We start from the raw sequence: 9,244 nt of genomic DNA, 5'->3' as shown, positions 1-9,244 counted from the left end.
CACGCGCATCCAGATATTATTCAAGCAGTACAAACTGCTGCGGAAGATGGCTTAAGCTTTGGTGCGCCAACGGTACATGAAACAACTTTGGCAGATACTATCTGCGAGATCATGCCTTCAATTGAATTGGTGCGTATGACCAGTTCGGGTACAGAAGCGACCATGACGGCGATTCGTCTGGCACGTGGTTATACGGGTCGTGACAAGATTGTAAAGTTTGAAGGCTGCTACCACGGTCATTCGGATTCATTATTAGTGAAAGCAGGTTCAGGCTTATTGACTTTAGGGGAAGGAGAACCAACCTCAAAAGGTGTGCCTGCTGATTTTGCAAAACATACCTTAACGCTGCCGTATAATAATATCGAAGCATTGAAAGAATGCTTTAGCAAGTTCGGTCATGAGATTGCAGGTGTAATCATTGAACCCGTTGCAGGCAACATGAATCTAGTGACACCAATCGATGGTTTCTTACAAGCAATTCGTGATGTCTGTGATGAATACAAATCTGTCTTTATCATTGATGAAGTAATGACAGGTTTCCGTGTTGCTCTAGGTGGTGCACAATCAGTCTATAAAGTTAAACCTGACTTGACGACGTTGGGTAAAATCATCGGTGCGGGCTTACCAGTCGGTGCTTTTGGTGGTAAACGTGAAATCATGGAGTGCATCGCACCTTTAGGCGGCGTTTATCAAGCAGGTACATTGTCAGGTAATCCATTGGCAATGCGCGCAGGTATTGCGATGTTCAAACACCTTCGTGAACCAGAGTTTTATGACAAGCTGGCTGCACAGCTCGCAAAATTACTTGCAGGCTTACAGGCTGCGGCAGACGAAGCGGGTATTCCATTTAAAACTCAACAAGTGGGTGGCATGTTCGGCTTGTATTTCACCGATCAAGAGGACATTACCAGCTTTGATTCAATGTTGGCCTGTGATGTTGAAGCATTTAAGAAATTCTTCCATGGCATGTTAAAGCGTGGTGTGTATTTAGCACCATCGGCATTTGAAGCCGGATTTATTTCATCGATGCATTCAGATCAAGATATTGCAGACACTATTCAGGCAGCAAAAGAAACTTTTGCAGAAATGAAATAATGCTATGATGCATACAGAAGCCCGATTTATTCGGGCTTTTTTTATGGATGCATTTTAATTGAGCTGAATATAGAGCTTAACAGGTTTAAAAATAATGCTTGATCGCAACGGAATCTTACTGAAGTCTCATTTATTTGTACGATAAAACTAAGCTAAGAATAGCAATAAATATAAAGAATCTTTACTGTACCATTGAGTAAAATATGCTTGAATAATCCACTATCTTTGTGTTTGTCTTTAACTGCTCCAAAGCGTGGATATATGGGCTTAGGCAGGCTGTAAGATAGTGCTGATAATATAATTTTAAACAAACTTTTTATAAGAAACTCATAGGAATGGAGTAACGGATGAAAACTAAACATTATTTAACTGCTGCGGATGTAGAAATTCTGGTTGATGCAGCATCACAATATGCAACAGAACATAGCTTTAATGTCAGTATTGCAGTGGTTGATGAAGGTGGAACGCTGCTGATGATGAAGCGTATGGATGGTGCATCGGTATTATCGACCGAGATTTGTCAAGAAAAAGCGAAATCTGCTGCGGTTAGCCGTAGAGCAACCAAAGTATCAGAAGATATGATCCGTGATGGTAAAATTGGCTTTTTAACCATAAATGCTGCAAACGGCATGTTAGAAGGTGGTGAGCCGATAGTTTATCAAGGGCAGGTAGTAGGGGCTGTTGGTATTTCAGGTGTACAATCTTTTCAAGATGCAGAAATTGCTCAGCATGCGATTCAACAATTCCTAGAGCAACAGACCTAAATCATCATTTAAATTCAATTCTGGATGAAATATCGAGAAAAACACGAAAAAAAAGAGTAAAAATACGTGTCATGCATTGTAATTCAGCGCCAAGCTTTTTATGATTGCCCGCTTGTTTTCATCCAGTCGTTGGAAGGCTACCTTGAGTGATTTTCTAAGTGAACATTTGATTCATCGTGATGAAGATTTTATGGTCATCCATAAACCAGCAGGCTTACTCACCGTACCTGGGAAAACGCCAGATTTACAAGATTGTTTAATCAATCGTCTATTAGAACTACAACCTAAAACCTTACTGATTCATCGTTTAGATCGTGATACCTCTGGCATCTTAGTGTTTGGTTTGTCTAAATTTGGACAGAGTAATATTTCACGCCAATTCCAAGATCGTCAAACCTCTAAAATTTATCAAGCTTTGGTTGTAGGACATTTAGAAGGTCAGGGTACTGTCGATATTCCTGTGATTTATGATCCAAGTCGCCCGCCATTACATATCGTTGATACTAATCATCACAAACCTGCATTAACCGAATGGCAAGTGATCGAACATCTAGAAATTCAAGGACAAGCTGTAACTCGAGTCAAATTGATTCCGATTACAGGACGTTCACATCAGCTTCGTGTGCATATGCAATATCTTGGTCATCCGATTCTCGGTGATACCCTATATGCCACACCTGAACAGCAGCAGCTTTACGATCGATTGTGTTTACATGCAACACAATTGAGTTTCGCTCATCCTAAAACTGGTGCACAACTTAGCTTTAATTGTGCCGTGCCGTTTTAGTCTAAAACTTTTTTATGAAACACGATGTGATGCACGCTATTTGATCGTGCTTTGTGTCAAAATACATTGTTGAAAACTACATAAAATGCCTTAAATTTAATCTGATTTAAGGAATACAATATGTGGGCTAACTTGAGATAAAGGTGGAAAAATTGCAGCAGTTTGCTATTGGTCAACGTTGGTTATCAGATACAGAAACTGAACTTGGTTTAGGTGTTCTTATTGATGTCGATGAACGTTCTATCAGCATTTTATTCCCTAAAAGTGATGAAACTCGTGTCTATGCACGAAACAATGCGCCTTTATCTCGCATCATCTTTAACGTTAATGATGAAGTGCAAGACCAAGAAGGCGTCAAGTGGACTGTTGAGTCGATTGAAGACCGTCATGGTGTCCTTCGTTATGATGTAGTTCGTACGCTGGAAAATGGCGAACAAGAACGCAAGTCACTGAACGAAACCCGTATTGGTGCGCAAATCCAGCTGTCAAAACCCTTAGAACGTCTTTTGGCAAGCCAAGTCGATTATAAAGAGTGGTATGACCTCCGCATTGAAGCAATGTTGTTGCAAGCGCAAATGCACACTAGTCCTTTACGTGGTTTTCTTGGTGCGCGTGTCGGTTTAATTCCGCATCAGCTTTATATTGCGCATGAAGTTGGTAAGCGTTTTGCACCACGCGTTTTATTGGCCGATGAAGTGGGTTTAGGTAAAACCATTGAAGCAGGTTTGATCATTCATCAACAACTGAAAACAGGACGTTCAGAACGTATCCTGATTTTAGTGCCTGATTCACTGCAATATCAGTGGATGATTGAAATGCGCCGTCGTTTCAATCTGCAATTCTCATTGTTTGATTTAACCCGTACTGCTTCGATCAAAGAACATGATCCTGATTTGAATCCGTTCTTGACTGAACAATGCATTATTGCCAGCGTCGACCTGATGGTTGACCATGATGACTTGCGTGAGCAGGCGATGGAAGCTGGTTTTGATCTATTGGTTGTCGATGAAGCACATCATTTGATGTGGAGTGAAGAAGAAGGCGGTAATGATCGTTATGATCTAGTCGAAGAACTTGCAGAGCAAACTGCGGGTGTTTTATTACTCACTGCAACACCTGAACAGTTAGGTGTAGAAAGTCATTTTGCACGTTTACGCTTACTCGATCCGCAACGTTTTAGTAGCTTAGATCGTTTCCTTGACGAAGAAGAACAATATCAACAAACAGCAAAAGTTGCTGAAGTGTTGATGTCTGATGATCCATTAACAGAAGAGCATCTTACTGCATTGGATGGCTTATTGGGTCATCGTATTGAAGATCAGCCTGAACAGCGTATGCGTGCGATTCACGAATTATTGGATCGTCATGGTACAGGTCGTATCTTATTCCGTAATACCCGCGAAGCGATTCAAGGTTTCCCAGGCCGTGATTGCCAACCTGCGCCATTGCCAGCACCAGAAGACTGGTCTTTCGATGGTAAAATGCGAGAGCAAATGTGGCCAGAAGAAGGTCAACTTGATGGCGCGTGGATGGAAAATGATCCGCGTGTACCTTGGTTGATGGAAGTTTTGCGTAAAGATTTAAAACATAAAAAAGTGTTGTTGATTGCGCGTAGTGGGCCAGTGGTTGAAGCCTTGGAAAATGTTTTGCGCTTACATGCAGGTATTCGTACCGCAATGTTCCATGAAGGCATGAGCTTATTGGAACGCGACCAAGCGGCTGCATACTTTGCAGAAGACAGCTATGGCGCACAGATTCTTCTTTGTTCGGAAATTGGTTCGGAAGGACGTAACTTCCAGTTTGCCAGTGATTTGATTTTATTTGATTTACCTGCAAACCCTGACGTACTTGAACAGCGTATTGGCCGTTTGGATCGTATCGGCCAAGAAAACCGTATCCAAATTCATGTGCCTTATCTCATGGGTACAGCGCAAGAGCGTATGTTCCGTTGGTATAACGAAGCACTTAATATTTTCAGCAATATTTCTCCTACGGCACAAACGCTACAAGAAAACTTTATTGTTGAACTGAAAGACTGCTTATTGGCGGATCAAGGTCAGACTTTTGAAGATTTACTCGAAGAAGTGAATGTACAACGTCAAGCATTAGAAGCTGAATTACAAGCAGGTCGTGACCGCTTACTTGAGTATAACTCTTGCCGTCCTGTTGTAGCGCAAGGCATTGTTCAAGCGCTTGAAGATTATGATGACAACACCACTTTGCCGATGTTTGTGAAGCGTTTTATGTCATCAACCAATATCGATTTTGACGAGCAAAGTAACGGTACAGTGATCATCAAACCAACGGATCAAATGCAAGTTCAAGGTCTAACCTTGGATGAAGAAGGCATGACGGCGACCTTCTATCGTGATCAGGCACAGATTCGTGAAGATGCTCAGTATTTGACTTTGGAACACCCATTTATTGAAAGTGTGATGGAAATGATCCGTACACAATCATTTGGTAGTACCAATGTTGCATTGCTGAAATCAAATGCATTGAAGCAGGGTTCAGTCTTACTTGAGGTTTGGTTTAAGGTTGATGTAGTTGCACCAAAAGCTCTGAATTTACCAGCAAGTTTGCCAAAGCAATTGATCCGTGTATTACTGAGTGAAAATGGTCAAGACTTGTCTGCGAAGATTGATCCAAGCATTTTGCGTCCATATTTACATCATTTAGATGGCAATAGCTGTCGTCAAGTGGTGAAAGCGCGTCGTGAAGTAATTGAGTCACGTTATGCACAAGCTTTGGATATTGCAAAAGAATCATTACCAGAGTTAATGCAACAAGCGAAAGAACATTACAGTGGAAAATGGCAATATGAAATTGACCGTTTAGCTTACCTAAAGCAATTTAACCCAAGTATTCGCCAAGATGAAATCGAGCGTTTACAGAAGTTCCAAAAAGAAGGGTTAGGCTTACTTGATAGTTTGTCTGTGACACCAGAAGCAATTCAAGTCTTAGTTGTAGTTAAACCTTAACTGAGATAGAAACAAAAAAAGAGGACAATTGAGTCCTCTTTTTTATTTGCTAAAAAATAATTAGCTTTGCTCAATATTGGCTTCCAAGAACCATAAATATTGATCAAGGTCTTCTAAAGCTGCATGAATAATATCTTCCGAAATCGGATCTTTAATTTCATCAATCGTATCGCGCAAATGATTCGCAACAACACCATAACGATCAGCAAGTTCTTTCAGATGATCTTGAACCGCATGAATCGCCACAGGATATGGTTTTAAGTGTGACGTTTCAGAAACTGTCTGAGTTGTACCCAGAGCTGTACCACCGATTTGTACTGCACGTTCAGCGACATTATCTAAGTGGGTAATAATTGAAGTACGGAACATATCTAACATTTCATGCACTGCGATGAAATTACTACCACGCATGTTCCAATGCGCTTGCTTGGTTAATAATGATAAATCGATAAGATTGGCAAGAATTTGATTTAATATTTTTACAGTCGCTTCTTTAATCGAATCATCTAAATTATTACGTGTATAAACTTTTAAATTTTTCGCTGCTGAAGAATTCATAGTTACCTCATTCAGTTATCGTTTGTGAAACACAGTGAATAAAAACTATTTATTTCATATTTAGAGTAAGCCGTGAGCGGCCAGATGAGTGTTCGAATTGTTAAGCCTTTTGTAAATTATAGTGAGTTTAAATACCTTTTTTGAAGTGATTACAGCATCTTAGGTTAAAGTAGACTGATCTAAGATAAATGTTAAATAGCACCGATAAAATCGGTAGCCAATTTGACTTTCAAATGAAGAGATAGAACAAATGGAAAATGAAAAAGATAAAGCAACCATTGTTATTAATGATCATCCAGAACAAGAGAAGATTGAGGTTTTAAAAGAAAAGTTACGCTATAAGCAAGCGTTACGTGAAAATTCTAAAAAGATAGATCATAAGCTCGTACGTCTCAATATTCAGGCAGATGCATTACCCACCAAAACATTTTTTATTATGAATGCTTTGGCTGCTGTGATCGCAGGTTATGGTCTACTCGCTGATTCTTCTGCTGTAGTGATTGGTGCGATGCTTGTGGCAATGATGCTTGGACCAATTTCTGGGATTGCACTATCTTTCATTGATAATCGTTGGATCTTATTCGTCACAGCCTTAAAGACCTTAGCACTTGGCGTGGCCATGATTTTTGGAATAGGGGTGATATTGGGGCTTATTAATTTTAATATGCCGCTAACACATGAAATTCTATCCCGTACTCAACCGAATGTGATCGATCTAATGATTGCACTGGCAGGGGGAGCTGCTGGGGCATTTGCATCAGTTTCGCCACGATTATCCGTTGCTGTTGTTGGGGTCGCAGTTGCTACAGCACTTGTTCCACCTTTGGTTGCAAGTGGTATTTTACTTGCGCATTGGGATTTACGTCTCTCTGCGAATGCTTTGTTATTGGCGTTTACCAATATTATCGCAATTCAAATTAGTTCTTCTTTAGTGTTATGGATCGCAGGTTTTAGACGCGGATCAGACGAGGAGGTACAAAGTAATGTAATAGAATTTGTTAAACGAAACTTTGTGAGCTTACTATTTCTGCTGGTTCTCGGTGTGTATTTAACTGCAAACTTTTTGCATATGATTCAAAAGCAAATTTATGAAACCAAAGCACGTACCGTAATCATTTCGACGTTAAATAAGAATAATAATATTATCGATAAAATACAGTTCGATGCTCAAAGTGAATATACCTTAGCCCGTGTGGTGGTCGAGGGCGATACAGTACCAAGTTCGATGGAAATTCAAAAATTAAATGAGGTTTTGCCGAAGGACACCAAAAAGAAACCCACTATTGTTCAGGTTCGGTTTGTACCTGTGCAAATTATTCAGGCAGGGGATAAGCAAACATTAAATTTGAGTGATCGAGCTGCTAAGCGCTTAATCACTCAATAATGAATGAAAGAATATAGAGAAGACTTAACGAATACTTGCTTCATCTAAATGACGAGCGCCTTCTAAGATCATGCGAATCATAATCATGGTTTGTTCCGCAACTTCCATGCGTTGCTCAGAAGGAATATCAATAACGCGTGCGCCCATGTTGAATACAAGTTGCGTAATTGCTTTGGCAACAAGGTCAGCATGGCTGATTTTGCTATCATTCATTTGTTCTAAACGAATTAAATCTTCTTGGAGTTCTTGTTGAAAGAAATTAAGTTGACGATCAACCGCAGCTTTGTACGAGGTTGAACCTGTGTAGCCTTCACGAAGCAATAAACTTAAATTTCCTTCATCTGCATCAAGTTGTTGAATAAATACTTCAACTGAGCTGCGGATAATACTGTGCTGCATTGATGCCTGTAAGCGTGCTTCGCGAATAATTTTACGTAGCACTAAACCAGAACGATCAATCAAAGCAATGGCTAGTTCATCAATATCTTTGAAATGACGATAAAAGCTATTTGGAGCAATACCAGCTTCACGTGCAATTTCACGTAAGCTCAATGAAGCAATGCTTTTTTGCGGGCCAATTAGATTTAAAGTTGCTTGGAATAACTCTTCTTTCGTAATTGTTGCTTTTCTGCCAACTGAACGTACAGGTGTTTTCATCGCGATGACATCTTGTTCATTTAATGTGTCTGAGCCGAGCGGTAAAAAAGAAGAATGAACCATTGTTTTCAAAATATAAGTAAGCTAGTCGGGATTATAGCTGTAGTCGATGAACTTGTGAAATGTAAATTTTTATACGAGTGTATATACAAATATATATACATATGTATAATAATTAAAAAACGATCAGAGTTATCGCTCATGCAAGCAGTCGAAAAGAGAATTTCTCTATTCAATTCATTAGCTCAAAGCGTAATGAATAGTCATGACACCAATTTTTGGTTACAGAAAATTAATCCATTATGGTCTGTAAATCAGCCACTTGCCAAAATCGTAAAAAAACAAATTGTGGCAAAAGATACGGTTAGTCTTATTTTGCAATGCAATCGGCATGTTAAACATGGCGTAGCAGGGCAACATCATCCTGTCACTGTAGAGATTGCTGGTCGCCATTATGAGCGCACCTATAGCATGATGCAGTTAGATCATGATCATCTGTGCTTAACTGTGAAAAAAGTAGACCAAGGTGTGGTCAGTTCATGGTTGGTCGAGCAGAGTCAAGTTGGAAATATTTTACGTTTGGGTCAACCTTACGGGGATATGCAACAACATATTCAAACCCCTCATTTGTTATTGCTTGCAGCGGGAAGTGGTATTACACCGATGTTGAGTTTAGTTGAAGGTTTGAGCCAGTCAAAGCAACTTAAAACAACAACGGTCAAACTCATGTACTGGGTTAAAACCAATGAAGATGCTGCTTATGTCGATTATTTGACTGAAATTACAGAAAATTTTCCTAATTTTAGCTATCAGGTTTTTTATACTCAAGCCCAAGATCAACGTTTGAATCAAGCGCATATAGATCAACTTGAAAACTTAGATAACACAACTGTTTATGCATGTGGCCCATCAGGGTTTGCGGCGACAGCTGAAGCGTTATTGAGCCATGCTGCTGCGATTCAAACAGAAGCCTTTAGTTTGAGCCAGTTCGATGCTGATTTAACTGATACAGGTTTTA

The 9,244-nt window shown here is 39.8% G+C and carries 8 protein-coding genes; 6 read left to right on the top strand and 2 right to left on the bottom strand.

Annotation, left to right across the window (positions count from 1 at the left end; all coding sequences use genetic code 11):
* The 4 genes from hemL to rapA all read left to right on the top strand — a co-directional run.
* Nucleotides 1–1,095 (top strand): glutamate-1-semialdehyde 2,1-aminomutase (gene hemL, locus B4237_RS06790; protein WP_286942344.1); only part of this gene is annotated, 1,095 nt, incomplete at its 5' end.
* Nucleotides 1,096–1,442: 347 nt separating this feature from the next.
* A complete protein-coding gene (locus B4237_RS06785; protein WP_257736299.1) occupies nt 1,443–1,859 on the top strand; it encodes a GlcG/HbpS family heme-binding protein in 417 nt (138 codons plus the stop codon).
* Between the two features lie 142 nt (nt 1,860–2,001).
* Nucleotides 2,002–2,646: an RluA family pseudouridine synthase gene (locus tag B4237_RS06780; protein WP_286942341.1), complete on the top strand. Its 645-nt coding sequence runs from the start codon at nt 2,002–2,004 to the stop codon at nt 2,644–2,646.
* 143 nt (nt 2,647–2,789) lie between these two features.
* On the top strand, nt 2,790–5,627 hold the full coding sequence (rapA, locus tag B4237_RS06775) for an RNA polymerase-associated protein RapA (protein WP_286942339.1): 2,838 nt from the start codon (nt 2,790–2,792) through the stop codon (nt 5,625–5,627).
* 60 nt (nt 5,628–5,687) lie between these two features.
* Here the strand turns inward: rapA and dps are convergent, their stop codons facing one another.
* Entirely contained in the window at nt 5,688–6,185 is a 498-nt protein-coding gene (gene dps, locus B4237_RS06770) for a DNA starvation/stationary phase protection protein Dps (RefSeq protein ID WP_004880945.1), read from the bottom strand.
* A 250-nt stretch (nt 6,186–6,435) separates the two neighbouring features.
* Between dps and B4237_RS06765 the strand changes: the two genes are divergently transcribed.
* On the top strand, nt 6,436–7,569 hold the full coding sequence (locus B4237_RS06765) for a DUF389 domain-containing protein (protein WP_278596619.1): 1,134 nt from the start codon (nt 6,436–6,438) through the stop codon (nt 7,567–7,569).
* A gap of 24 nt (nt 7,570–7,593) precedes the next feature.
* Here the strand turns inward: B4237_RS06765 and fabR are convergent, their stop codons facing one another.
* On the bottom strand, nt 7,594–8,289 hold the full coding sequence (gene fabR, locus B4237_RS06760) for an HTH-type transcriptional repressor FabR (protein WP_007481339.1): 696 nt from the start codon (nt 8,287–8,289) through the stop codon (nt 7,594–7,596).
* Between the two features lie 138 nt (nt 8,290–8,427).
* Between fabR and B4237_RS06755 the strand changes: the two genes are divergently transcribed.
* On the top strand, nt 8,428–9,244 hold an 817-nt coding region (locus tag B4237_RS06755), incomplete at its 3' end, for a ferredoxin reductase (protein ID WP_286942333.1).

This window comes from Acinetobacter sp. UBA6526, assembly GCF_002434875.1.
In the GTDB taxonomy this organism is placed as follows: Bacteria; Pseudomonadota; Gammaproteobacteria; order Pseudomonadales; family Moraxellaceae; genus Acinetobacter; species Acinetobacter venetianus.
Note: the sequence above shows the minus strand (reverse complement) of the source record. Positions and strands in the feature narration are given on the sequence as shown.